At 54.2% G+C, this 23,228-nt stretch carries 25 protein-coding genes and 6 tRNA genes; 3 read left to right on the top strand and 28 right to left on the bottom strand.

Features of this window, described 5'->3' with window-relative positions; all coding sequences use genetic code 11:
* Positions 1-152 precede the first annotated feature (152 nt).
* The 21 genes from NFU03_RS03715 to acpS form a co-directional block, all read right to left on the bottom strand.
* Positions 153-226, bottom strand: a tRNA-Gly gene (locus NFU03_RS03715).
* A 6-nt stretch (positions 227-232) separates the two neighbouring features.
* Positions 233-309 (bottom strand) — tRNA-Arg (locus tag NFU03_RS03720).
* A gap of 18 nt (positions 310-327) precedes the next feature.
* Positions 328-414: transfer RNA gene (locus tag NFU03_RS03725), tRNA-Leu, on the bottom strand.
* Between the two features lie 80 nt (positions 415-494).
* A tRNA-Lys gene (locus tag NFU03_RS03730) sits at positions 495-570 on the bottom strand.
* Between the two features lie 66 nt (positions 571-636).
* A tRNA-Gln gene (locus NFU03_RS03735) sits at positions 637-711 on the bottom strand.
* A 27-nt stretch (positions 712-738) separates the two neighbouring features.
* Positions 739-813, bottom strand: a tRNA-Glu gene (locus NFU03_RS03740).
* Between the two features lie 161 nt (positions 814-974).
* Complete coding sequence (locus tag NFU03_RS03745; RefSeq protein ID WP_251636232.1) at positions 975-1,442, bottom strand: SprT family protein; 468 nt, start codon at positions 1,440-1,442, stop codon at positions 975-977.
* Positions 1,439-3,604: a Tex family protein gene (locus NFU03_RS03750; protein WP_251636234.1), complete on the bottom strand. Its 2,166-nt coding sequence runs from the start codon at positions 3,602-3,604 to the stop codon at positions 1,439-1,441. The genes NFU03_RS03745 and NFU03_RS03750 overlap by 4 nt, the downstream gene beginning before the upstream one ends.
* A gap of 61 nt (positions 3,605-3,665) precedes the next feature.
* Entirely contained in the window at positions 3,666-4,262 is a 597-nt protein-coding gene (locus NFU03_RS03755) for a PP2C family serine/threonine-protein phosphatase (protein ID WP_251636236.1), read from the bottom strand.
* Positions 4,263-5,048, bottom strand: coding sequence for an RNA polymerase sigma factor SigB (gene sigB / locus NFU03_RS03760; protein ID WP_251636238.1), 786 nt, complete (start codon positions 5,046-5,048; stop codon positions 4,263-4,265).
* Entirely contained in the window at positions 5,023-5,499 is a 477-nt protein-coding gene (gene rsbW, locus NFU03_RS03765; RefSeq protein ID WP_251636239.1) for an anti-sigma B factor RsbW, read from the bottom strand. Before rsbW ends, sigB begins: the two co-directional genes overlap by 26 nt.
* The gene (locus NFU03_RS03770) at positions 5,486-5,824 is read right to left on the bottom strand and encodes an STAS domain-containing protein (protein WP_251636241.1); all 339 of its coding nucleotides are present in this window, start codon (positions 5,822-5,824) and stop codon (positions 5,486-5,488) included. The genes rsbW and NFU03_RS03770 overlap by 14 nt, the downstream gene beginning before the upstream one ends.
* An 83-nt stretch (positions 5,825-5,907) precedes the next feature.
* On the bottom strand, positions 5,908-6,909 hold the full coding sequence (locus tag NFU03_RS03775; RefSeq protein WP_251636243.1) for a PP2C family protein-serine/threonine phosphatase: 1,002 nt from the start codon (positions 6,907-6,909) through the stop codon (positions 5,908-5,910).
* 12 nt (positions 6,910-6,921) lie between these two features.
* On the bottom strand, positions 6,922-7,323 hold the full coding sequence (locus NFU03_RS03780; RefSeq protein WP_251636245.1) for an anti-sigma regulatory factor: 402 nt from the start codon (positions 7,321-7,323) through the stop codon (positions 6,922-6,924).
* Between the two features lie 2 nt (positions 7,324-7,325).
* Entirely contained in the window at positions 7,326-7,688 is a 363-nt protein-coding gene (locus NFU03_RS03785) for an STAS domain-containing protein (RefSeq protein ID WP_025783173.1), read from the bottom strand.
* Between the two features lies 1 nt (position 7,689).
* Positions 7,690-8,517: an RsbT co-antagonist protein RsbRA gene (locus tag NFU03_RS03790; protein WP_251636247.1), complete on the bottom strand. Its 828-nt coding sequence runs from the start codon at positions 8,515-8,517 to the stop codon at positions 7,690-7,692.
* Between the two features lie 142 nt (positions 8,518-8,659).
* Positions 8,660-9,010 (bottom strand): type II toxin-antitoxin system PemK/MazF family toxin, encoded by a 351-nt coding sequence (locus NFU03_RS03795; RefSeq protein WP_251636250.1) that lies wholly within the window; start codon positions 9,008-9,010, stop codon positions 8,660-8,662.
* 4 nt (positions 9,011-9,014) lie between these two features.
* A complete protein-coding gene (locus NFU03_RS03800; protein ID WP_251636253.1) occupies positions 9,015-9,293 on the bottom strand; it encodes a transcriptional regulator in 279 nt (92 codons plus the stop codon).
* Between the two features lie 157 nt (positions 9,294-9,450).
* Positions 9,451-10,575, bottom strand: coding sequence for an alanine racemase (gene alr / locus NFU03_RS03805; protein ID WP_251636255.1), 1,125 nt, complete (start codon positions 10,573-10,575; stop codon positions 9,451-9,453).
* A gap of 91 nt (positions 10,576-10,666) precedes the next feature.
* The gene (locus NFU03_RS03810) at positions 10,667-11,680 is read right to left on the bottom strand and encodes a LolA family protein (protein ID WP_251636257.1); all 1,014 of its coding nucleotides are present in this window, start codon (positions 11,678-11,680) and stop codon (positions 10,667-10,669) included.
* 69 nt (positions 11,681-11,749) lie between these two features.
* Complete coding sequence (gene acpS, locus NFU03_RS03815; RefSeq protein ID WP_251636259.1) at positions 11,750-12,118, bottom strand: holo-ACP synthase; 369 nt, start codon at positions 12,116-12,118, stop codon at positions 11,750-11,752.
* Between the two features lie 65 nt (positions 12,119-12,183).
* Between acpS and NFU03_RS03820 the strand changes: the two genes are divergently transcribed.
* Positions 12,184-12,813 (top strand): rhomboid family intramembrane serine protease, encoded by a 630-nt coding sequence (locus NFU03_RS03820; protein WP_251636260.1) that lies wholly within the window; start codon positions 12,184-12,186, stop codon positions 12,811-12,813.
* 287 nt (positions 12,814-13,100) lie between these two features.
* Here the strand turns inward: NFU03_RS03820 and NFU03_RS03825 are convergent, their stop codons facing one another.
* The 6 genes from NFU03_RS03825 to NFU03_RS03850 all read right to left on the bottom strand — a co-directional run bounded on the left by NFU03_RS03825 (position 13,101) and on the right by NFU03_RS03850 (position 20,207).
* Entirely contained in the window at positions 13,101-14,591 is a 1,491-nt protein-coding gene (locus tag NFU03_RS03825; RefSeq protein WP_251636262.1) for a PH domain-containing protein, read from the bottom strand.
* Positions 14,584-15,063, bottom strand: a complete 480-nt coding sequence (locus NFU03_RS03830) for a PH domain-containing protein (RefSeq protein ID WP_251636264.1) — start codon at positions 15,061-15,063, stop codon at positions 14,584-14,586. The genes NFU03_RS03825 and NFU03_RS03830 overlap by 8 nt, the downstream gene beginning before the upstream one ends.
* Before the next feature lie 117 nt (positions 15,064-15,180).
* Positions 15,181-16,698, bottom strand: a complete 1,518-nt coding sequence (gene cshA / locus NFU03_RS03835) for a degradosome RNA helicase CshA (RefSeq protein ID WP_285835407.1) — start codon at positions 16,696-16,698, stop codon at positions 15,181-15,183.
* A gap of 354 nt (positions 16,699-17,052) precedes the next feature.
* A complete protein-coding gene (locus NFU03_RS03840) occupies positions 17,053-17,745 on the bottom strand; it encodes an alpha/beta hydrolase (RefSeq protein WP_251636266.1) in 693 nt (230 codons plus the stop codon).
* Positions 17,746-17,747: 2 nt separating this feature from the next.
* Positions 17,748-19,127, bottom strand: coding sequence for a UDP-N-acetylmuramoyl-tripeptide--D-alanyl-D-alanine ligase (locus tag NFU03_RS03845; RefSeq protein ID WP_251636268.1), 1,380 nt, complete (start codon positions 19,125-19,127; stop codon positions 17,748-17,750).
* 12 nt (positions 19,128-19,139) lie between these two features.
* Entirely contained in the window at positions 19,140-20,207 is a 1,068-nt protein-coding gene (locus NFU03_RS03850; protein WP_251636270.1) for a D-alanine--D-alanine ligase, read from the bottom strand.
* A gap of 215 nt (positions 20,208-20,422) precedes the next feature.
* On the opposite strand from NFU03_RS03850, the gene NFU03_RS03855 reads away from it, so the two are divergent.
* Both NFU03_RS03855 and NFU03_RS03860 read left to right on the top strand, forming a co-directional pair.
* Positions 20,423-21,604, top strand: coding sequence for an FtsW/RodA/SpoVE family cell cycle protein (locus tag NFU03_RS03855; RefSeq protein ID WP_251636272.1), 1,182 nt, complete (start codon positions 20,423-20,425; stop codon positions 21,602-21,604).
* Positions 21,605-21,727: 123 nt separating this feature from the next.
* Complete coding sequence (locus NFU03_RS03860) at positions 21,728-22,909, top strand: FtsW/RodA/SpoVE family cell cycle protein (RefSeq protein ID WP_251636274.1); 1,182 nt, start codon at positions 21,728-21,730, stop codon at positions 22,907-22,909.
* 45 nt (positions 22,910-22,954) lie between these two features.
* Here the strand turns inward: NFU03_RS03860 and NFU03_RS03865 are convergent, their stop codons facing one another.
* The gene (locus NFU03_RS03865) at positions 22,955-23,095 is read right to left on the bottom strand and encodes an Lmo0850 family protein (RefSeq protein WP_172643597.1); all 141 of its coding nucleotides are present in this window, start codon (positions 23,093-23,095) and stop codon (positions 22,955-22,957) included.
* Positions 23,096-23,228: the final 133 nt, after the last annotated feature.

A 23,228-nucleotide genomic window follows, 5' to 3' on the forward strand; every position in this document is an offset into this window, starting at 1 on the left:
TCGATTGCTCAATTCTTGCTGGCATCATTTAAGATGTCTATCAGATCTGTTGATCTGGTTTGTGTCTGTTCCGCCGACGGGGTCGGCGGAACAGACGATAATTCGTTGACATTTTGCTGTTCAGTTTTCAAGGTTCATGTTGTATAAAATAATGGAGCGGGTGAAGGGAATCGAACCCTCATCATCAGCTTGGAAGGCTGAGGTTTTACCACTAAACTACACCCGCATTATATGGCGCGCCCGGCAGAAGTCGAATCCACAACCTTCTGATCCGTAGTCAGACGCTCTATCCAATTGAGCTACGGGCGCTCTTTGAGAGTAAAAATTTGGTGCGGTAGAGAGGACTCGAACCTCCACGGGGTTAACCCCCACTAGGCCCTCAACCTAGCGCGTCTGCCATTCCGCCACTACCGCATTATTATCGTTTTTGCGACATCCTCTATTATACACGATCCGCAAATGATGTCAACACTTTTTTAAAAAAAGTAATTGAATGGTGAGCCATGCAGGATTCGAACCTGCGACCCTCTGATTAAAAGTCAGATGCTCTACCAACTGAGCTAATGGCTCGTACATTCCGCCAGAAACACTTTCGTGTGTTTCCTGCGAAGTTTTCCAAACGGAGTTTGAAAAACTTGGCTGGGGTAGCTGGATTCGAACCAACGAGTGACGGAGTCAAAGTCCGTTGCCTTACCGCTTGGCTATACCCCAATGTTTCTAATGATAAAGGAGAAAACATGGTGACCCCTACGGGATTCGAACCCGTGTTACCGCCGTGAAAGGGCGGTGTCTTAACCGCTTGACCAAGGGGCCATTTGAAAGTGGTGCTTGCTGCTGTTCGCCGTTGTTCCCAATCGACTTTTTCTATTATAGACAGTCTTTCCTGTTTCGTCAACCACTTTTCTCGAATTAATTTCAAAAGCGCTCGAACCCTAGTTGTACCAAGGGTTCGAGCGCTTTCGAAACACTCACGGCTATTGTACTTCCTGCAGCTTCCCACGGCATTTACCGCAGCGGTAGCGGCTCGTGTCGACTCTTCGTCTGCGCTCATACTGCCGCCCGCAATCGGCACATCGGTAATGGCGGACGGTTCTCTGCTGTTCCGCCTGCAGCGGCTTGCAGAAGCGCGGTGAACCGGTTTTTCTGAGAAGCTCCCTGAAGTCGGAATCGCCATGCTTATAACCTCTGCCTTCCAAATGGAGATGGTAATGGCAGAGCTCGTGCTTCAGCACGCCGATCAGCTCCTCTTCCCCGTACATCATTTCAACGGCCGGGTTCACTTGGATCGAATGATCACGGAGCATGTATCTGCCTCCTGTCGTCCGGAGACGCGGGTTGTAGACCGCCTCGTGGATGAAAGGTCTTCCGAACCAGCGCAGGGACAGCTGCTCTGTCAGTTCCTGCAATTCAGGAGGCGTTCGTCTCGCTTCCCTTTCCATCATTTCACCTTGGGCGGCAGCATCGTCAGGGAAATCCGGCTTTTCGCTTTGTCTACCGCTTCCACCCATACCGTCACGATGTCTCCTGAAGCCACAACGTCGAGCGGATGTTTGACATACCCCTTTTTCAGTTTGGATATATGGACGAGGCCGTCTTCGTGCACACCGATGTCGACAAATGCACCGAAGTCGACGACGTTCCGGACGGTTCCCTGCATTTCCATCCCTTCATGGAGATCTTTCATATCGAGGACATCCGCTTTCAATAACGGCTGCGGATACTCGTCCCGGGGATCGCGGTTCGGCCGCTTCAATGTTTCGATGACATCGTTCACCGTTGCGTGTCCGGCATCCAATTTCGCCGCAAGCGTTCGGCTGTCGAAAGATGCAAGGGCAGCTACCGCTTCCTGTGACCCGATCTGCTGTTTCGTCAGCCCGGCCTCTTTCAGCACTGCCTCGGCAAGCGCGTAACTTTCCGGATGGATACCGGTTGCGTCGAAAGGTTCTTTCGCGTTCGGCACCCGGAGGAAGCCGATTGCCTGTTCATAAGTCTTCGCTCCGAGTCTCGGAATCTTCTTCAGCTGCGTGCGCTTTTCGAAACTGCCTTGTTCCTCGCGCTGCCTGACGATGTTTTCCGCGACTGTCTTGGACAGGCCCGCCACGTACTGCAGGAGTGAGGCGGACGCCGTATTGACGTTGACCCCGACGCGGTTCACGGCCGTCTCGACGACGAATGACAGGGACTCCGCCAGTTGCTTCTTCGGAACGTCATGCTGGTACTGGCCGACACCGATCGATTCCGGATCGATCTTGACCAGTTCCGACAGCGGATCCTGGAGCCGGCGCGCAATCGACACGGCGCTCCGCTGTTCCACTTGCAGATCTGGAAACTCGGCCCGGGCGAGCGCAGAGGCCGAGTAGACACTGGCGCCGGCTTCGTTGACAATGACATACGAGACATCGGCGTCGAGTTCACGGATGATGTCTGCGATGAATTTCTCAGTCTCTCTTGAAGCGGTGCCGTTACCGATGGCGATCAGCCGGATGCCATACTTCTTCAGAAGCTGGACAACCGTTTTTTGGGATGCTTCCTTCTGAGGCTTCGGCGGATGGGGATAGATCACCGATATTTCCAGCATTTTACCGGTCTCATCGATGACCGCCAGTTTGCAGCCCGTCCGGAACGCCGGGTCGACGCCAAGCACCATCCGGCCTTTCAGCGGCGGCTGCAGCAGCAGGCTCTTCAGGTTTTCCGAGAACACGTGGATAGCCTGCGTTTCGGCTTTCTCCGATAACGCAGTGCGCACTTCCCGTTCGACGGACGGCGCAATCAGGCGCTTGAACGAGTCTTCCACCGCTTCCTGTACGTGCACAGCCGATGGAGAGGATGCCCGTTTGACGACGTGCCGCTGCATCCCTCCGGTGATCTGTTCAGCGGGAAAGCCCACCGATACCCGCAGGACGTCTTCCTTCTCTCCCCGGTTCAGTGCCAGGATACGGTGTGGCACCACTTTGGACAGCGGTTCCTCGTAGTCGTAATACATCTCATAGATTGCTTTTTCGTCTTCTGCAGCTTTCCGCCTTGCCGATGAGATAGTGCCCTTCGCCCATGTCTGCTTCCGGATCGTCTCGCGCATCGCGGCGTCGTCCGCAAGCCGTTCTGCGATAATATCCCTGGCTCCCGCCAATGCCTCTTCCGTTGTGCCGATCCCTTTTTCACCGTCGATGAAACGGGCGGCGAGCTTGTCCGGTGCTTCGTTCGTGAACGCGAGCAGCTTGTCCGCCAGGCCTTCCAACCCTTTTTCAATCGCGATCATTGCCCGGGTGCGCCGTTTCTGTTTGTAAGGACGGTAAAGGTCCTCGATCCGCTGGAGGACGTCTGCAGAGTGGATCTGCTGTTCAAGCTCAGGTGTCAGCTTCCCCTGTTCGCCGATCAGACGTACGACTTCGTCTTTTCGCTGTTCCAGGCTCTTGCTGTACTGGTACGCGTCTTCGATGTCTTTGATCTGCACTTCATCCAGCGACCCGGTCGCCTCTTTCCGGTACCGCGCGATGAACGGGACCGTGTTCCCCTCGTCCAGCAGGGCCACCACTTGCTTCGTCTGCTTCACGGTAAGACCTGCCCGCTTCGCCGTCAGTTCCATCAGTCTCTCTGTCATTTCCATTCCCCCATTCGTTACTAACAAGTTTACCATGAAAGTGAACACAAAAAATCCCGCTTCTCACTTACAGAAGCAGGGTTCCTGTGATGAATGTTGCGTCATCGCCCGGTTTGACGGTTTCCCGCACCATTTCGGATAAGGCGAGCGGGTCGTCGCTCCGGGAAAGCAGCGCTTTCGGGCTTCTAAGCTCCACGCCGTCTGAATGCATGAAGAAAATATCTCCTTGCTGGTACGTGTATTCCTGGGTCTTCATCTTTTGGGGACGTCCGGAAAGGTACCCCATCACCGGAAGCGGATAGAGCATTCTTCCGTCGTGCTGGCGGATGTACAAACGCACATTGCCGACACAGCTGTGCTGGATCGTCTGTTTAGCATAATCCACTTTCACGATTGCAACTGCCGCACCGCGTTTCTGCACCATGTGCTCGTTGATGCGGCTGAGGAGTTCTTCGATCGTCTCTCCGTGGTGCTCCTGCAGAATCCGCGGCATCACTTCCGCAGACTGGCGGGCCAGTACTCCGCTCCCGAGTCCGTCTGCAATTGCACAGATGAAGTAATCCTCTTCTGAGTGAAGAAAGTACACATCCCCTGAATCACGATTTCCACCTTTGGCCTGTTGAAAGATATACGCCTCGATATGATCGTTAATGAACGTTTCCATTCAGGAGGCTCCGCCTGCTGCCAGTATCGCTTCCTGAAGCTTTTTAATCGCTTTTCGCTGCAGTCTCGATACGTGCATTTGTGAGATGCCTAGAAGTTCTCCGGTCTCTTTTTGGCTCAGCTGTTCTATATATGTATATTGGATAATCTGTCTTTCCCTATCCGACAATACATCTAATGCGTTCGCGACGAGCAGCCGCTGATCCGTCTTTTCGTATCCTTCATCTTGGGTCCCGATGATGTCGAAGAGCGTGACAGTGCCGCCTTCCGAGTCCGCCTCCAGCGTATGATCCATGGAAAGCGCCTGGTAGCTGCGTCCCATTTCCATAGCTTCCAGCACGGATTCTTCGTCGACTTCCAGGTAGTCTGCAATTTCGCTTACGAGCGGCGAGCGCTGCAGTTCGGTGGTGAGCGTCTCGACCGTCGCTTTGATGCGCGGTCCGAGTTCCTTGATGCGCCGCGGCACGTGGACCGCCCACGTCTTGTCGCGAAGGAACCGTTTGATTTCGCCGATGATAGTCGGCACGGCGAATGCCTCGAAACTGCGTCCGAAGTCAGGATCGTACCGCCGGATTGCCCCGAGAAGACCGAGCATGCCGACTTGGGCTATATCCTCGTGGTACGACTTCCCTTTCGAATACTTCCGGGCGATCGACTGGACGAGGCGCTCGTAATGGAGGACGAGATGCGTCTGGGCCTCATCGTCTTCGTTTTCCTGATAACGGCGGATCCATTCCAGCACTTGTTCCTGTACTAACGGATCACGAGTAGGCTGTTTGTTTGACATCCGCTTCGCCCCGCTCTCTGCCCAGGTATTTAGTCATGAAAACAGTGACGCCTTTTTCGTGATGCACTTTCACATCGTCCATCAATGTTTCCATTAAATAGAGTCCAAGTCCTCCTTCTCGCAAAAGTTGCACATCGGACTCGGTTTCGGTGTAAGGGCCGACCTGTTTCTTCGTTTCTTCGAAGTTGAAGCTCTGTCCATGGTCTGCCACCATGATTTCCAGCTTGTCCTCATACAGTGCGCAGCCGACGACGATCTCGCCTTCTTCATCCTCGTCATATGCATGGCGGACCGCGTTCGTGATCGCTTCACTGGACGCGATCTTCAAGTCTTCGATTTCGTCATATGTAAAACCGAGCCGGCTCGCCAGTCCCGAAATTGTCAGCCGCGCCACCCCGACGTATTGGGCCTTGGCAGGAACCTTAATTTCAATATAGTCAAACGGTGCCATTTACGTCCCTACTTTCCATTTCAATCTCTACGATGTCATCGAGCCCCGTGATTTCAAAAAGACGTTTCAGGCGCTTGTTCAGTCCGACAATCTTAACGGAACCATCCACTGCCTTCACTCTTTTGTAGAAAGCGACGAAGACGCCGAGCCCTGTACTGTCCATGTAATCCACTTCCGAGAAATCGAGGACTGCCTGGCATTGCGGCTGGTCAGCCACCTGATCGAGACGTTCTTTCAGTGTCGGCGCGGTGAACGCGTCTATCTCCCCGACAATCCTGAATACGTGTACGCAATCCTTTTCCTGCACATCGACTTGTAAATTCATTTATCTGCACCCCATACTTTCTGTTCTAATTGAATTAGACCTCTAAAATGGTGTGTACCCGCTTTGCGCCCCGACTAAACCTCTTACTCCTTTTTAAACAGGACAAGCGTGAAGTCGTCGTGCAGCATGTAATTCTGCATCTTAAACAGTTCCGTATACAAATAATCGACGATCTGCTGCGCAGGCTGTTCTTTGACCTGCCGCAGCATGTCAAGGATGACTTCCTCGTCGATGAAGCCGTCTGAATTGCGGCCTTCCGTCACGCCGTCCGTCAGCATGACGATGAAGTCGCCTTTTTCCAGCACCACTGATTTCTCCTCGAACCCGACTTCTTTCCGGATGCCGAGCAGCAGACCTTTTGCATCAAGTTCGACAAACCGGTCTTCGGCAGCGCGGTACAGCAGCGCAGGCTCGTGCCCGGCCGAACCGAACGTGAATGTACACGTCGATCCGTCGTATTTTCCGTAATACATCGAGATGAACATCGAATCGTCCATGCTCTTCTCGACGATCTGGTTGATCACCCCGAGGACGTGCTGCGGTTCTGTCGCCTGTGAGCGCAGACTGTCCATGCCGAACTTGATCATCGACATGCACAGCGCAGCCGGCAGCCCTTTGCCCATGACATCTGCCACAGCCACGCAGGCTTCCCTGTTGCCCTGCTCGATGAAATACACATAGTCGCCGCTCATCTTTTTCGCAGGCTTGCTGACGACACCGATATCCAGGCCTTCCACCTGCGGAATGGATGTCTCAAGAAGCATGTCCTGCACTTTGACTGCCACGTCCATCTCGATCTGGAGCGCCTCCTGTTTGCGGATGAGGCTCTGGTGTTCCATGAGGGCTAGTCCGTAGTGGATCATCACTTCGATCAGGAAATCATAGGACGGACCGATGCGCGCAGAAAGATCCGGAAAGATCTCCTCCACCGATGTCTTGTGATAGCTGATCACTTCTTCCGGGGAAATCTTCTTTTCGATGAATTTCCGGCTCACTTGCTGGGCGGCATACAAGTTGGTTTCGTCTTCGTTTTCAACGTACTTCTTCAGCAGCTCTTCATACTGTTTCCCAACGTCTTGCGCCATTTGTCAATCTCCTTATCGCAGCCACTTGGTGGCGGTGATCGTCGTCCCTTTCCCGACTTCAGACTCCACTTTGAAGTCGTCCATCAAGCGCTTGACTCCCGGCATCCCCGCACCGAGTCCACCGGATGTCGAGAAGCCGTCTTCCATGACTTTCCGCAAATCCGGGATCCCCGGACCTTCATCGGATGCGATGATTGTGATGCCATTCATGCCGTTCGTGGAAAGCCGTTCTATTTCAATCTTCCCTTTGCCGGCATACAAATAGATATTACGCGCCAGCTCACTGATCGCTGTCGTGATGCGCGCCTGGTCCACTGTTCCGAACCCGGTGGTTTTCGCTTCATTTCGGCCAAGCTGTCGTGCAGCAACAATATCCCATTCCGTGAAAATCTCTACAGAAGACCGATTGTCCATATTCAGGCCTCCAATTCTCTGCGCAGCTTCGTCAATCCGTTTTCAAGATCCAGGGCAGTCATTACATTCTCCAGGCGGATTCCCAGCTCGATCAGTGTTATCGCTACAGCTGGCTGAATTCCCGTGATGACGACTTTGGCGCCCATTAGACTTGACATACTGATGACGTCGCCGAGTACTTTTGCGATGAATGAATCGATGAAGTCGATCGAGGTCAGGTCGATGACAACACCCCGTGCAGTTGTTTCGTGCATTTTGTTCAGAAGATCCTCCTGGAATTGGATGGCTGTCTGATCATCCAGCTCCCATTGAATCGATACGATCAGCACTTCGTCTAGTTTCAATATCGGTATCCGGACATTCATATTACTCTACCTCCACTATTTCTCGGTTTGTCAGGCTCAATGCTTTGGCCATGCCTCTGCGCAGTGTGCTCGTTGTCGTGAAATCGCTTAAGTTGATGCCAAGTGCGACGATCGTTTGTGCAATTTCCGGACGGATGCCGACGAGCATACATTTCGCTCCGACAAGGCGGACCGCATCGGCAGCCTGGATGATGTGATGGGCTACCATCGTGTCGACGACAGGGACGCCGGTAATATCGAGCAGTACCACTTCGGCGCGCTGTTCGACGACGCCTTCCAGCAGGTTTTCCATGATCAGTCTTGCCCGTTCGGTGTCGATCGTTCCGACGAGGGGCATGATGGACACTTTTTCCACGACAGGGATCAGTGATGCAGACAATTCCTGCAATGCCACTTTCTGAAGGGTATCGGTCTGCTCCCATTTGATGGCGTACGCTTCGATGATGCTCTCACGCAGCGGGTTGATCCAGCTAGTGAAGACGCCCATGAAGATCCGCAAGTTCTGCTCCGTGATCACTTCTTTGTCTTCCAGCAGTTCGAATACGACGGAGGCGAAGTTATCGATCGCTTTGTTGACGAATTTGATGGACCATCCGAAACGGACCACTTTCTCCGTGAAATCGTCCAGGCGTTCGTTGTTGAGCGCGCTCTGGTCTTCGTTTATGTTGGAAGTCATCAGCGTCGTGAATTCGCGGCTTGTCTTTTCAACGAGGTGATGGGGCATGAAATGGAAGAAGCGCTCTCCCTTTTCCTCTTTCATAATGTCGACCCATTTCTCGATGATGGTGTCCATGTGCTCGTTCACAACGGACCTCATTTTGCTGTTCATATACTGTCGTTTCCCCCTTATCGGTAAAATGCGTTCGTCCTTTGTCCTCTAGTATAACGGATAATCGTTCAGCCGGCATCTTTTCCGTACAAAAAAATCCATTCCGCCTCGCAGGCAGAATGAATTTCTTTGTTATGTATACCTAAATGTTCGTTAAACCGAAACTCACTTCGAGCGCCGCGTTCACTTTTTCCATGACGTGCTGGTCTAAGTGTGTGATTTTGTCAGTCAGCCTCGATTTGTCGAGCGTGCGGACCTGCTCGAGCAGGATAACGGAATCCCGCTCGAATCCGTGCCGTTCCGCATCGATCTCCACATGAGTCGGCAACTTGGCTTTTTGAATTTGTGCTGTAATTGCCGCGACAATCACAGTAGGGCTGAACCGGTTCCCGATGTCATTCTGGATGACGAGGACCGGCCGGGTGCCGCCCTGTTCAGATCCGACAACAGGCGACAAATCCGCAAAAAAGACATCTCCGCGTTTAATTGCCAACTTTTCATCCTCCGCTTACGATTCGTTCCACCGTATGCTGAGCCTCGAATTCCGCATGCAGGCATTCCGCTGCGATCCCAAGGTTGATTTGCGACATTTCCACGTATCCGCGCATCATCTCTTCCCTGATTGTATTCAGCTCGCAATCAGTTTTTACGCGTTTAGCCGAGTAATATACGAAATCTCCCTGCTGCTCCTGATGGACGATCGTCTGTTCATTTTGTTTCAGCATGTTGTTGGGGATTTCAATAAGCAGTTCTCTGTTGTTACGGTTAGCATCCAACTCAAGCACCTCCGACAAAAACCCGTTCCTCATTTCTATACAGATTCATCTTACCATTGGAGTTCGACAATGAAAAGACAAAAAAGGAAATATAGCGACAAGGTACGAGATTTGGTGCGATAGTTTGTCGAAAGTGCAGGAGTGATAGAGTGCCAGCTTATTCCCCGACGTACTGTCTTTGCACACGTCCGGCGATCGTCACGGCGATTTCATAAGGAATCGTACCGAGACGTTCCGCCCATTCTTCCATCGTGATTTCTACGCTGCCCTGCGAGCCGATCAGGACGACCGGTTCTCCGTACGGCAGCTGCCCCGGCAGACGGATCATGCATTGGTCCATGCAGATCGTGCCGACGATCGGAGCACGCTGCCCGCGGATGAGCACTTGCTGCCCCCTCAGGCTGCGTTTCAGACCGTCCGCGTAACCGATCGGCAGTGTGGCGATCCACTCGCCTTCCGGAGCTTCGTACGTACTTCCGTAACTGATTGTCTCGTGCCGCCCTGCCTGCTTCACATAGGCCGTCTCGGTTTCGAGCTGCATGGCGCGCCGCAGCGGGAATGGAAGGCGTGATGCGATTGCACTGCTTGGCGGGATGCCGTACATGCTGATGCCGAAACGGACGGCATCCAGCGCGTATTCAGGGAAACGGAGGGCTGCCGCACTGTTCGCGGCGTGGACACAAGGCGGCCGGTCCGGGAACCGTGCGAGGATTTTCAGGAAACGGTTGTATTGCTGTTCCGTCTTGGTCGGGTCCTCTTCATCCGCACAGGCGAAATGAGTGAATGCCCCGTCCACTTGAATGGCCGGACAACTGCCGAGGAGCGAAGCAAGTTCCGCCGCCTCGTCCTCGGTCCGGATTCCTATTCTGCCCATCCCTGTGTCGATTTTTACATGGACATGCAATTTCCCTGCTGAATCTTTCAAGGATTCCACTGTTTGTTCCGCCCAGTCCAGGCCAGGGACCGTCAGTGTGATCTGCCGGCGGATCGCTTCTTCCGCAAATGCGATCGGTGACGGCCCCATGACGAGGATCGGTGACGCGATCCCTGCTTCCCGCAATTCCAGCGCTTCGTCAGGTGTGGCGGTGGATACCATGGACGCTCCCGCCCGCAGCGCAGCCTTTGCAGTTTCAGCCGCGCCGTGTCCGTATCCATCCGCTTTGACCACTGCGATGACAGCTGTCCCGGCAGGCAGATGCTTATTCAAGTTATTAACATTCGTTTCAATGGCCGACACGTCGATGACTGCGCGTGTCGGCCGGTATCCTGCTGATTGTGCCATGTCGGTCATCCTTTCAGAATCGGTATGATTATTATCAACCTGAAAGGGTCATGGCGTCAATTCATAGAGAATCATGCTTCCGGTCTCCCGGTCACTTGACGATATTCGGCTGCATGGAGCCTGCCACTTGGATGAGTTCTCCCTTGCTGAGTGATTCGGATGCCGCATAGAATGCGATTCCGTCCTGCTCCCAGCGGATCGTCTGGCCGGAGAGGGCTGCGACAGTGAAGCCGAGATCGACAGGATCTCCTTCAACGGAAACTTGGATCTGGTTATCGACTGGCAGTGCCGGTTCCTGCACGACGATGAACTCTTTGTCTCCGCCGCCATAGGATAGGAAGAGACGTGTGCCGGATTCCGTTTCCACCGCTTCTTCACTGAGGAGGGTGACGCCTTCGAACTGGGCGGTCGGGTAATACGTTTCAAGTTCGGCTTTCTTGTCTTTGTCTTTGGAATCGCCGTCTTTTTTCTCATGGTCCGCGTTTTCCATCTCGACTGCGTAGTCCTTCGCGTCACGTTTCACACCGAGTGTGATCTTCTTGAATGTCACCCGGATCTTCTCTTCTTTGTTTTCATCCAGAAGGGTGACGTGTGTCGGCAGCAGTGTCTTTTTGTCAATATGGATCTGCTGTGTCGGCAGGACGGCTTTCTGGTTGTTGCGTGTAGCTGTTTCGAACACATACGTTTTGTCTTTCTCGGTCATCGTCGATTTCTTATCAGCCTTGATATCGTCCGACAGGGTGCTGATCAAGTACGCCTGGCTGTTCTGGGCCGGCCAGTCGCTCTGGAATTTGTACGTTTTGCCGAGGGACGGCGTGACAACGAAGACCCCTTCTTCGTTCCGGACGATCAGCTGTGACTCCTCTTTGCCCTGCTGGGAGACATCCACTTTGTAGAAGTCCGGTTTCGTGTGCCAGACAGTGACATCGTACATGCGCGGTTCTTCCCCGGTCTTGATCTCCATAGTGGCTTTCAGGTCGTAGCCTGAGGAATCATTCCATTTACCGCTCAATTTCTTGACGACGTCTTCCTTGGACGGCGCACCGCACGCTGTAAGCAACAACAGCACCAACCCTAACATGACTGCAACTACTCTGCTCCGCATTCCGTTCATCCTCTCCTATTTCAATCGGGTAGGTCATCTTATGAGGAGGGACAGTCGTTTATGCGGAGCTTATCCGTTGTGTTCCGGTTTTTGCAGAATCACTTGCGCAGCGGCTGCCGTTTTCGTGTGTGTGATGGATACCAGGCCGTCGGACGGCTCGCCGCGGAAAAAGAGCACCGGCGCCCCGGATTCGGCCGGCAGGATGGCGATGTCCTGGAAGCTGCAGGCAGCGCCGATCCCGGTGCCGAGTGCCTTGGCGAACGCTTCCTTTGCAGCGAAGCGGCCGGCGAGGAATTCGATTTTTCGTGCACCGGTCAGTGCTTCGTACCGGGTCATTTCTTCGGCGGTCAGCACTCGCTCGCGGAACTTGGAGGATTTCCGGTCGAGCGCTTCGATCCGGCTGAGTTCTGTAATATCCAATCCGATTCCCGTGATCATGGAATCACCTTCTTTCCATATAGTGTTGAAAAATTGTATACTTGAGCAAAGATCGGAGGAGTGTCATGTTTATCCGTACTGAGAGCTTTTCCCAATACATCCGGCAATACCCGGTCGTCTCCACACTGATTGCAGCGAACGTCCTCGTTTACTTGCTGACGCTGCTGCCGGGGATCGGCGACCGGATCTTCCTGTTCGGCGTCGGAGCGAATTTCCTCGTCGAACAAGGTGAGTACTGGCGTCTCGTGACCCCGATATTCCTGCATGCCGGAATTATGCATTTGCTGTTCAATATGTTTTCGCTGTTCATCTTCGGGCCGGAGCTCGAGAAAGTGTCCGGCAAGGCGCGGTTTTTGACTGTCTACTTCCTGTCGGGCATCTTTGGCTGCATCGCGACGTTCTTCGTCTACGATTCTACTTTTTCGCATGTCGGCGCGAGCGGCGCGATCTTCGGGATCTTCGGTGCGTTCGGAGCACTCGTCTACCACACGAAGCATATGCTGCCGCAGCTCCGCCAGATCATCCTGCCGATCATCGGTCTCGGCGTGGTCATGACGTTCATCGGCCCGAACATCAACGCAGCCGCGCACATCGCCGGTCTGATCGTCGGCTTCCTGATCGGCTTGAGCATCTTCCACCCGAAACGGATCGTCAGCTGGCGCAAGCCGAAGGTCCGTATTGTCCGCAAGCCGTAAAGACTGCCGGCCTGTCAGGTTATCTGACAGGCTGGCAGTCTTTTTTTGCTGGGCACGCGCGCGGCTTGCGTGGCGCGTCGGGGGTTTATGAGCGCTTTTTGGGTTTTATGAGCGCTTTTCCAGTTTTATGAGCGCTTTTCGCGATTTATGAGCGTTTTTCCAGTTTTATGAGCGTTTTTCGTGATTTATGAGCGTTTTTCCAGTTTTATGAGCGTTTCCAGCGATTTATGAGCGTTTTCTACGGTTTTATGAGTGCTCCCAGCGATTCATGAGCGCTTCACCAGGTTTTATGAGCGCTCCCCCGGTTCATACCAGGCGAGAAGCTGTTCGGCTTCGCGGCGGTCCATCTGGCGGAGGCTGACGTCGTGTACGCCCATCCCCGATTTGACGTTCAGATGGATCGTCGCGACGTCTTTCCGTTTCTGGAAGATCGTCTGGCGCAGCTCTGCGGACTGGATCCTTTTCTTCATCGTATAGGACGTCTCGAGACCGAACCCGCGCGCCCGGATGGTGACTTGGTTGCCGGTGATCCGGCAGGCGGCGGATCGGTGCTGCCACATTCCGAAGCCGATGACGGCCGGAATGAGCAGGAGCGACCAGAGGCCGTATGGGTAGAAAAACCAACTCAGCAGCCCGATGATGGGTACGAGCCAGAAGAAATCGATGCGATAGTAGAACCTGCGGCCGCGTTTCGGAAGTTTCCCGTCCGGGTCCCGGATATCGAGGTCCGGGAAGATCTCCTGCAGCGGGCCGTACATGTCTTTCTTCATGACTAGTGGAAAGAGCTGGATGCGTGATCCGTCCCCCGCGGCTCCCGCACTGTGGACTACGACACGGCCGTAACCGAACAATTGACGCAGCGGATTCTCCTGCAAACTGACACTCTGGATGCGCCGGAGCGGAACCGTCGTCCGCTTTTTCTCGATCAGCCCGCGGGTGATGATCAGCTCCTCATCGGTGACACTCACCTTGAACCCGTAATAGGAGAAGAACGTCATGGCGACGGACAGAAGCCAGGCTCCGAGGAGCGCCAGGAAGACGAGGATCGCGATGAGCAGCACGCCGAATTTCAGCAGGCTCGTCAGTTCCCTTCCCACTTTCGCGATGGGCAGCAGTTCCCCGAATTGCGAGAGGAAGATTGCCGCACCGGAAAAGATGACGCCGATGCCGCTCGATGTCGTCGCGAGGATGATCAGCTGTTTCGGCGAAAGTGTGAATACGGTCCGCCCTGCGTTCTCCCGGTCCGCAGCGTGCGCAGTTTCTTCGGATGATTCCTCCGTCAGCGGCAGCCCTTCCCCACTCTCTGATTTACGGCGTTTGCCTTCTGCGATCCGCTGTTTGATGCGGTCGGCACCCTCCCGTGTCACGGCTGTCAGTTCCGCTTCCGATTCACCACTTCCTGAGGCAGCTGTTTCGATCTCCACTTTCACGAGCCCGAACGGCCGGTGGAAGATCCCTTCAGTATAGTTCAGGCTCTGGATGCGTTCGAACGGGATATACCGCTTCTTCTTGACGAACAGTCCCGATTCGATCCGCAATTCACCGTCTTCGAACCAGTAGGTGAACCTCCGCCACTTGATGAACCCGCTCGAGATGAGGAACAGCGCCAGCACGACCCCGAAGAGCAGCGACCAGTTGTCGAGGAACCAATTGCCTGTATTGTTATTGCGGCTCCCCGTGAACAGGACGACGGCGAGCGGCAGGATGGCGTCTTTCAGCGCTTTCAGCGTTTCGACCAGCACCGTCACCCAGTGCAGTTTGTAGCGCGGCTCAGACATCGTCTTCCGCCACCTTCGCAAGCGCCGAAATGCGGTTCCGCAATTCATCCGCCTCTTCCGCGGCCAGCATCGGGATGGAATGCACGGTTGCAGCTGTGGAAATCGAAATGGCCGATAAGGCGTAGCGTTTCAGGATCGGGCCTTGCGCCGTATCGACATGCTGGACACGCACCATCGGGATCAGCGTCCGCTTGACGATGAAGATGCCGTGCTGCAGTTCGATTTCCGTCTCGCGCACTTCGTAGCGCCATCGCGCCCAGCGGATCCGCGGGAACACATAGCCGAACAGGGCGCCGTACACGATAGTCACAGCAGCCGCAGCGATGTATACCCAAAATGGCCAGTCGAACAGATAGGCCAGGACACCTGCGCCGACTGCCACAAGCAGCACGAGCAGCGTCTGCAGCATGCCGTACAGCTGCCAGACCGTCAATCCTTTTCCGGATAGTTTGTTAGCTGGTTGTTGTCTCAAACCGTCCCCTCCTTACCTAGTACTAGTGTATACGATTCAGCATGACGTATGTTTCAATTTCAGGCAACAAAAAACCGGGAAACATCACGAGGATGTTTCCCGGGTAGTGTTATCGGATTACCGTTCTGAGCGTCCGCGGTCGCGGCTGCCGCTTTCACGGCGCCCGCCGTCACGACGGCCGTCTTTGCTGCTGCTGCCGCTGCGGCGATTTCCGCCGCCGCCATAGCCGCGGCCTCCGCCGAATGAACGGTTGCCTCCGCCGCTGCGGTTGCCTTTATAACCGCCGCGTCCGCCGCCTGATGAAGAACGGCGTGAAGGCAATGGACGTTCTTCTGTAATCGTAACAGGAGTTGCGTCCGGCTCTTTTGTCAAGTATTTCAATGCTGCCGCTACGAGATCAGTCGCATCATATTTACCGAGCAATTCAGATGCGAATTGCGTATAATCGTTCAATTCGTTCTTCTGAACCGATTCTTCAAGCGTCTCCATCGCTACTTTCTGCTGACCGAGCAATGCTTCGTCAGAAGTCGGCGGCTGAAGTGCCGTCATGCGTTTTTTAGTCGTCTCTTCCACGATGCGAAGGTAACCCATCTCGCGTGGAGTGACGAATGTGATTGCCATACCGCTTTTTCCTGCACGGCCTGTACGTCCGATACGGTGTACATAGCTTTCAGGATCCTGCGGGATGTCGAAGTTGTAGACGTGTGTCACGCCTGAGATATCGAGACCGCGTGCTGCAACGTCCGTTGCGACGAGGACATCGATCTTGTTTTCCTTGAACTGGCGCAGGACGGACATCCGCTTCGCCTGTGTCAAGTCACCGTGGATGCCTTCAGCGAGGTAGCCGCGGATGTTGAGAGCGTGTGCCAGTTCGTCGACACGGCGCTTCGTACGTCCGAAAATGATTGCAAGTTCTGGCTGGTGCACGTTCAGGAGGCGTGTCAGGACGTCGAACTTCTCACGTTCGTGCGCTTTCACGAAGAACTGCTCGATATTTTCGACAGTCATTTCCTTGGACTTGATCTTCACCATTTCCGGATCTTTCATGAACGTTTCCGCAATTTTGCGGATCGGTGCAGGCATTGTCGCCGAGAACAGCAATGTCTGGCGTTCAGACGGTACGTTCTCGAGGATTGCGTTGATGTCTTCGATGAAGCCCATGTTGAGCATTTCGTCCGCTTCGTCCAATACGAGCGTCTGCACGCCGTCAAGCTTCAGTGTTTTCCGCTTGATGTGGTCGAGGATACGGCCCGGTGTCCCGACAACGATCTGTGGGTTGTTGCGCAACGCACGGATCTGGCGTGAGATTTCCTGTCCGCCGAATACGGAAAGGATGCGTGCGCGTTTTCCGTAGCCGATTTTGTAGATCTCTTCAGAGACCTGGATTGCAAGTTCGCGTGTAGGTGCGATGACAAGCGCCTGGACAGCAGGATTGCTCGTATCGATCTTTTCGATGATGGGAATACCGAATGCAGCTGTTTTCCCTGTTCCTGTCTGTGCCTGGCCGATGACGTCCTTGCCTTCCATACCGAACGTGACCGTACCTTCCTGGATCGGTGTCGCTTCTTCAAAGCCCATTCTCTTTAGAGAGTCTTGTGTAGATTTACTGATGTTCAATTCCGAAAAATTCGTCAAACTTCTCAATCTCCTTTTGTTTTCCATTTGACAATTGGTTACATTTGCAAATGAAAGCGCGGCAAATCGGAGCCTTATGCTTTGGGTATGTTTCCGAACGTATACAAATCCAACAGTGCAGACAGCGTGCATCCGCAGCCGGTTAAGATGGAATGGATGAAAGGAAAGCCCGGTCTTTGCCGAGCGGTTCGCTGGTGTATGCCGGTCAGGCATATCATCAAACCGTTTTATTCAAAAAAAATCACTCTTCACAAGAGGAAGAGTTCTGCGTAAATGTATCCAATGCTTCAGCTAGTATATCACACGGATGCCGGCGCCGCAACTCATACACTCAAAGCGCGGCCGGCACGATCCTCATCCGTTTCCCAGGAAGTCCAGAACCGTCTGTGACCAGTCCCCGTAGTCGTCGCTGTAGCAGATGTGGTGTTTTCCGTTATCCGAAACGACCAGCTGCTTATCACGCGAACCGAGCCTGTCATACAGCAGTTCGGCGCTCGCATACGGGACAATGCCGTCCTTCTTCCCCTGCACAATGCAGACCGGCGCCGTGATGCAGCCCAGATACGGCTTCACCTGGCGCACGATCCGGGTGAACTGGTAGGCGGAGCGGAGCGGCGTGTGGCTCAGTTTGTACTGATAGAGATGGTAGAACGTATTCGGAGGAAACTGCCGGATGACCGGCTCCGCGAGCAGGACAGCCGCGTCTTTCATGAGCATGCGGGGGGCGATGTACTTTGCCGCCGCGCTAAGCAGGACGAGGCGTTCGACCGGGTAGCGGAGCGCCAGGTAAAGTGCGATCAGACCGCCCATCGAGAAGCCGATGACGATCAGCCGGTCCGCTTTCTCCAGAAGTCTGCGGCAGCTGATCTCCGCTTCCATGAGCCAGGCTTCCGCAGTCACGTCCGCCAGCCGTCCGCCGATCTCATGGCCGGGAAGCACCGGTACTTCCACAAGCCAGTCCGTCCGTTCACGGAGCGTCCGCAGCAGCGGCCTCACTTCGAATGAGCCGCCTGTGAATCCATGCAGCACGATCACACCCGTCGTCACCGTTACCCCTCCGTCCCCAATACACCTGCCAGGACATGCTCAAGCGCCATACCGCGGGATCCTTTCAGCAGGACGACGGAATCGCTGTCAACGGAATCCGCAAGCAGCCGGATGATCGGTGCATAGTCATCCTCCGACCAGATAAGCTGCGCATCCGTGCCGTTTTGCTGTAATTCCTCGTAAAGCCAGTGCATTCTGGGTCCATACAGGGCGATTCCTTTCAGGTTCAGTGTGCCCAGCTGGTCCGCGACTGATTCGTGGTAGTCCTTCTCATTTGCACCTAGTTCCAGCATGTCGCCGAGAACAACCCATTTGTCTTTTTTCAATGCCGTCTGACCGATGAATGTCAGCGCGGCGCGGAGCGAAGTCGGCGCCGAGTTGTAGGCGTCGTTGATGAACAATGCGCCGTTTTCGGCCTGTATGGGCTGCATGCGCATCGGCGTCAGCTCAGCGCCAAGCAATGCGCTGCGGCTCTCTTCCACAGTGAGACCGAGACGAGCTGCCGCTAGGAGTGCTGCAAGTGAGTTTTTAACTTGGTGCTCCCCGTAGACAGGGATCACAAAGTCACCAGATAGGGTGCCATTTGCTGCAAATGCGCTCCCCCGTTCCGTCACGCGGACATCTGATGCACGCAGATCGCAGCTGCTGCCGTATCCGAATGATTGCGTATTTAGATCCGGATGCGCGTTGACGAGCACTGCCAGCAGAGGCTCATCGCCGTCATAGAAAAAGGCGCCGTCGGCTGCGAGTCCGTCGATGATTTCGAACTTTGCTTTCGCAATCCCTTCCCGACTGCCGAGATCCTGCAGGTGGGCTTCCCCGATGTTCGTAATAATGGCTATGTCTGGTTTCGCCAGCTTGGACAGAAACGAGATTTCCCCGAAGCCGCTCATGCCCATCTCAAGAACAGCCACTTCGGTGTCCTCGTCGAGAGACAGGATGGTCAGCGGCAGACCGAGTTCGTTATTGAAGTTGCCTTCCGTCTTCTGCACGGAGAACTTCGCGCCGAGGACACTCGCAAGCAGGTCCTTCGTGGATGTCTTACCGTTCGAGCCTGTGACGCCAATCACACTGCAAGACAATTTGCTGCGATAAATGCGAGCAAGCTGCTGCAGGGCAAGTTCTGCGTCATCGACGAAGATGAGCGGTACGTCTGCGGGAGGATTCGGTTCGTCCGACAGCCAAAGGGAAGCCGCAGCCCCTTTGCCGAATGCTGAACGGACGTAATGATGTCCATTCGCCTGCTCCCCGCGGAACGGGACGAACAGATCACCAGGCTTTACGGCACGGGAGTCGATGGCGGCCCCGGTCACCAATGTATCGTCAAGCAGCTGTCCGGACACCCCGAGCCAGTCTGCCAGTTCAGTCAGTTGTCGTTTCATGTTGTCCCCCACTTAATCCATTGTGTATTGTATTTGCTGTTTTTCTGCATGGCGGGCGATTGCCAGCTCAATGAGTTTGTCAATCAGCTCCGGATAGCTGACTCCTGTATGCTGCCACAGCAGCGGGAACATGCTCGTCGGTGTGAAGCCCGGCATTGTATTCACTTCGTTGATCAGTACTTCTTCGGTATCTGTCACAAAGAAGTCTGCCCGCACGAGGCCTGAGCAGTCGAGTACTTTGAAAGCACGGTACGCCATATCTTTCATGAGAGCAACGGTGCCATCGGAGACTTCCGCTGGAATGACAAGCTGCGTGCTGCCGTCCTGGTATTTCGCCTCGTAGTCGTAAAACTCAGCAACAGGCTTGATTTCCCCAGGGACGCTGCATGCAGGCTCGTCGTTGCCGAGGACGCCCATTTCAATTTCGCGCGCAGTGACGCCCTGCTCGATAATGATTTTGCGGTCAAATTTAAGTGCGAAGTCAATCGCCTTTTTAAGGCTGCTGCGGGAGTCCGCCCGGCTGATGCCGACGCTTGAGCCAAGGTTGGCCGGTTTGACGAACACCGGATACTGAAGCGTCTGTTCCGCCGCATCGAGCAGTCGGGACTCGTTGTTCGTCCAGTCTGTACGGATGAAGTGGATATATGGAACTTGCGCGAGTCCGGCTTGGGCGAATAGCTGCTTCATCACGACTTTGTCCATGCCTGCGGAAGAAGCGAGAACGCCGTTCCCCGCATAGGGAATATTCATCACTTCAAACAGACCCTGCACCGTGCCGTCTTCGCCGTTTGTTCCGTGCAGTAATGGCAAGACAACGTCCGGTTTGTTGGGGAGGTTCAAAAACTGGGCGATGCTGTCCGATTCGTCCTGTCCGGCACCTTCCAGTCGCAGCTCTTCTATTGTCTGTACAGGTGCGGTAAGCGGCACACCTGGCCGCCATTCTCCAGCAAGTGTTATGTAGATCGGGGTCACTTCGTACGCGTCAAAATCCACCGCTTGTGTCACTGCCCGCGCTGTTGAAAGCGATACTTCGTGTTCCGCTGACTTTCCTCCATAGACCAACCCTAGCTTTTTCTTCATAATGATCCCTCTCGATCCGTTAGTTTTCGTCTCACTAGTTTACCATGAACGGGCGCCGATGCTAGAAAAAACCTTTCTCTTCCCCTGTTCGGTTATTGTATGCTTAACAGAGGGGAGAAACTTCCGATTCACTTCGTGCGTCTTATGAATCACGTAAAGAATGGGCTCTTATACGGTATACTTTAGCAATCATTTCGTCAGGAAGGAGTTCCGCTTTGAAACTTTCAACCAAGTGGACCGATCGGTTCGATTGGACACTTGCCTTTTACCTCGTCTTATTTTTCATCGTCAGTCTGACTGCGATCGCATCCGCCCAAGTGTCGGGACCGCACAACACGAACTTCGCGCTGCTGCAGGTCCGCTGGTACGTCCTCGGTGCGTTCATCATATTCGTCATGGTGCAGCTGGAACCGCAGCAGTATAAGAAACTTGCGTGGCCGCTGTACGGGTTCGGGATATTCCTGCTGCTGTTCCTCATGCTCGCACCGGGCGGCGAAGGGCAGATCGCCGAAGTGCGGCTCGGTGCGAAACGCTGGCTCCATCTGCCCGTCATCGGGACGATCCAGCCGTCGGAATTCATCAAGACCTTCTTCATCCTGGGACTTGCCCGCATGGTGAGCCTCCACAACGAAAAGATTCCGGACAAGTCGCTGAAGACCGATATGCTCCTGCTCGCAAAAGTGGGCGTCATGCTGATCGTGCCGCTCGCGTTCATCATGAAGCAGCCGGATCTCGGGACGTCGCTCGTCTTCATCGCCATCACAGCGGCAGTCATCATCATTTCGGGTATTTCGTGGAAGCTGCTGGCGCCGATCATGGCGGTCGGGGCGTCCGTAGGGGCGACGCTGCTCTGGATGGCAGTGTACGCACAGGATTTCCTCGTGAAGCTCGGTTTCGACCCGTACCAATTCAAACGGGTGTATTCCTGGCTCGATCCGTATTCGTACCCCGGTGAGGAAGGCTACAACCTCATCCAGGCGATGACCGCGATCGGCTCCGGGGAGTTCACGGGAAAAGGATTCAGGGAAAGCGTCGTCTACATACCCGAGAACCATACGGATTTCATCATCAGTGTAATCGGTGAGGAGTGGGGCTTCGTCGGGACGAGCCTGCTCATCACCCTGTTCTTCGTCTTCATCTACCACTTGACGAAAATCGCGCTGACGATGAAAGACCAGTTCAGCGTGTACGTGACCGCGGGCGTCATCGCGATGATCGCTTTCCATGTGCTCGAAAACATCGGCATGAACATCCAGCTGCTGCCGATCACGGGAATCCCCCTTCCTTTCGTCAGTTACGGGGGCAGTTCGCTGTTCAGCAACATGTTCGCCATCGGTCTCGTCTTCAGTATGCGGTTCCACCAGCAGAACTTCCTGTTCGAAACTGAGGAACAGTAGAAAAACAGGAGGATTTTCGCATACTTCCGTGCTTCCTGCTGTTTTATAATGAATTTAGTCCTGGATATGCGTCACACAGGACTTCAGCTGACATCCTAAAGAAACGACATAGGTGAGAACTATATGAAAATCGAACAAAAAGCGGCGGATCGGTTCGACTGGCCGCTCGCTTTCATCCTGCTGCTGTTCGGCGCCATCAGTCTCGTCGCCATCTCCTCGGCCCAGACGACCGGCCAGTACGGCATCAACTTCATCCCTTCGCAGATCCAGTGGTACGTCATCGGGTCGATCATCATCGCGATGACGATGTACATCGAGCCGGAGCAATACAAGAAAGCGGCCTGGGTCATTTACGGGGGCGGCGTGTTCCTGCTCGTCGTCCTGTTCGTATTGCCGGAAAGCCTGGAATTGGTCGCACGGAAAAACGGGGCGAAGAGCTGGTTCCACCTCCCCGGTATCGGCAGTATCCAGCCCGCCGAGTTCATGAAGACATTCTTCATTATTGGTCTGGCACGCGTCATTACGAAGCACCATGAAAAATTTACAGAGAAGACCCTGCAGACCGACTTCATGCTGTTCCTTAAGATCGGCGGCGTCCTGTTCGTTCCGCTCGTGTTCATCCTGCTGCAGCCGGATCTCGGGACAGCACTTGTTTTCCTGGCGATCACTGCAGCGTTAGCGGTCGTCTCCGGCATCACCTGGAAGATCCTGCTTCCGATATTCATCGGCAGCGCATCGATCGGCGGCACCATGCTCATCATGGCGATGTATGCGCAGGACTTCCTGACGTCGCTCGGCTTCAAGCCGTATCAGTTCCAGCGGATCTATTCGTGGCTTGACCCGTATTCGTATTCGTCGAACGAAGGGCTGCATCTGATCACGTCGCTGAACGCCATCGGATCCGGCGAGCTGTTCGGCAAAGGGTTCAAGGCGCGGGAAGTGTACGTGCCGGAAAGCCATACGGACTTCATCTTCAGTGTGATCGGCGAGGAATGGGGATTTTTCGGGGCCAGCGTCGTCATCTGCCTGTACTTTTTCCTGATCTACCATCTGACTAAGATCGCGCTTGAGCTGAAGGATCCGTTCAGTACGTATATTGCAGCCGGTATCATAGCGATGATCACGTTCCACGTGTTCGAGAACATCGGCATGACGATCCAGCTGCTGCCGATCACCGGGATTCCGCTGCCGTTCATCAGCTACGGTGGGAGTTCGCTGATGGGCAACATGCTTGCGATCGGTCTGATCTTCAGCATGAAATTCCACCATCGGACGTATTTGTTCAAGTCGGACGATGAAGAATGAAAAAAAACACGCTCCCGGAATCAGTTCCGGAAGCGTGTTTTTCAGTCATGGTTGGATTTGCGGGTCTTGCTGAGCAGGCGGTGTGAGCGCCTTCAGCATGTCAAGACGGGATTTTGTCATTGTAGCGGAAACACCTAACTTAGCTAAGTTTGTGATGATCTTCTTCAAATCGATTTCTTTCGCCATCTGGTTCCACCTCAACCTTTCTATAGTGCAGGACGCACGGATTGGATGCAAGGTTCTCGTTGAACTGAAAATGTGTCGTTTTCATTTGCTAACTATATCATACCACGATTGTCAAGTTTTTAACCTTTCATTT

The sequence above is a fragment of the Sporosarcina sp. NCCP-2716 genome (assembly GCF_023707985.1).
Taxonomy (GTDB): Bacteria; Bacillota; Bacilli; order Bacillales_A; family Planococcaceae; genus Sporosarcina.

Excerpts from the sequence above, each read along its gene's own strand:
- NFU03_RS03755 (WP_251636236.1), bottom strand. The coding sequence starts at position 4,262 with ATGGAAACGTTCATTAACGATCATATCGAGGCGTATATCTTTCAACAG.
- NFU03_RS03865 (WP_172643597.1), bottom strand. The coding sequence starts at position 23,095 with ATGGCGAAAGAAATCGATTTGAAGAAGATCATCACAAACTTAGCTAAG.
- NFU03_RS03775 (WP_251636243.1), bottom strand. The coding sequence starts at position 6,909 with ATGGCGCAAGACGTTGGGAAACAGTATGAAGAGCTGCTGAAGAAGTAC.
- NFU03_RS03810 (WP_251636257.1), bottom strand. The coding sequence starts at position 11,680 with ATGCGGAGCAGAGTAGTTGCAGTCATGTTAGGGTTGGTGCTGTTGTTG.
- NFU03_RS03845 (WP_251636268.1), bottom strand. The coding sequence starts at position 19,127 with ATGAAACGACAACTGACTGAACTGGCAGACTGGCTCGGGGTGTCCGGA.
- rsbW (WP_251636239.1), bottom strand. The coding sequence starts at position 5,499 with ATGGCACCGTTTGACTATATTGAAATTAAGGTTCCTGCCAAGGCCCAA.
- sigB (WP_251636238.1), bottom strand. The coding sequence starts at position 5,048 with ATGTCAAACAAACAGCCTACTCGTGATCCGTTAGTACAGGAACAAGTG.
- NFU03_RS03780 (WP_251636245.1), bottom strand. The coding sequence starts at position 7,323 with ATGGACAATCGGTCTTCTGTAGAGATTTTCACGGAATGGGATATTGTT.
- NFU03_RS03850 (WP_251636270.1), bottom strand. The coding sequence starts at position 20,207 with ATGAAGAAAAAGCTAGGGTTGGTCTATGGAGGAAAGTCAGCGGAACAC.
- NFU03_RS03820 (WP_251636260.1), top strand. The coding sequence starts at position 12,184 with ATGTTTATCCGTACTGAGAGCTTTTCCCAATACATCCGGCAATACCCG.
- alr (WP_251636255.1), bottom strand. The coding sequence starts at position 10,575 with ATGGCACAATCAGCAGGATACCGGCCGACACGCGCAGTCATCGACGTG.
- NFU03_RS03785 (WP_025783173.1), bottom strand. The coding sequence starts at position 7,688 with ATGAATGTCCGGATACCGATATTGAAACTAGACGAAGTGCTGATCGTA.
- NFU03_RS03745 (WP_251636232.1), bottom strand. The coding sequence starts at position 1,442 with ATGATGGAAAGGGAAGCGAGACGAACGCCTCCTGAATTGCAGGAACTG.
- NFU03_RS03790 (WP_251636247.1), bottom strand. The coding sequence starts at position 8,517 with ATGAACAGCAAAATGAGGTCCGTTGTGAACGAGCACATGGACACCATC.
- NFU03_RS03750 (WP_251636234.1), bottom strand. The coding sequence starts at position 3,604 with ATGGAAATGACAGAGAGACTGATGGAACTGACGGCGAAGCGGGCAGGT.
- acpS (WP_251636259.1), bottom strand. The coding sequence starts at position 12,118 with ATGATCACGGGAATCGGATTGGATATTACAGAACTCAGCCGGATCGAA.
- NFU03_RS03825 (WP_251636262.1), bottom strand. The coding sequence starts at position 14,591 with ATGTCTGAGCCGCGCTACAAACTGCACTGGGTGACGGTGCTGGTCGAA.
- NFU03_RS03860 (WP_251636274.1), top strand. The coding sequence starts at position 21,728 with ATGAAAATCGAACAAAAAGCGGCGGATCGGTTCGACTGGCCGCTCGCT.
- NFU03_RS03770 (WP_251636241.1), bottom strand. The coding sequence starts at position 5,824 with ATGAATTTACAAGTCGATGTGCAGGAAAAGGATTGCGTACACGTATTC.